This is a genomic window from Lysinibacillus sp. VIII_CA, assembly GCF_049943995.1.
GTDB classification, from domain to species: domain Bacteria; phylum Bacillota; class Bacilli; order Bacillales_A; family Planococcaceae; genus Lysinibacillus; species Lysinibacillus pinottii.
Genome location: NZ_JBNFXM010000150.1, coordinates 1 through 208, shown reverse-complemented (window position 1 = coordinate 208; position 208 = coordinate 1). Strand labels below are relative to the sequence as shown.

Here is a 208-nt window from a genome sequence, read left to right as displayed (position 1 = left end):
GTCCCGTGGTGTAGCGGTTAACATGCCTGCCTGTCACGCAGGAGATCGCCGGTTCGATCCCGGTCGGGACCGCCATTATTTATTGATAGACGTGATAAGCAAAGAGTGAGCAAGCTTAGCATGGACGAAATGGGTCAGTAGCTCAGTTGGTAGAGCATTAGATTGAAGCTCTAAGTGTCGGCGGTTCGATTCCGTCCTGACCCACCAT

The 208-nt window shown here is 52.4% G+C and carries 1 tRNA gene; it reads left to right on the top strand.

Features of this window, described 5'->3' with window-relative positions:
* The first annotated feature begins 131 nt into the window (after positions 1-131).
* Positions 132-207 (top strand) — tRNA-Phe (locus ACP3VS_RS24625).
* Position 208: the final 1 nt, after the last annotated feature.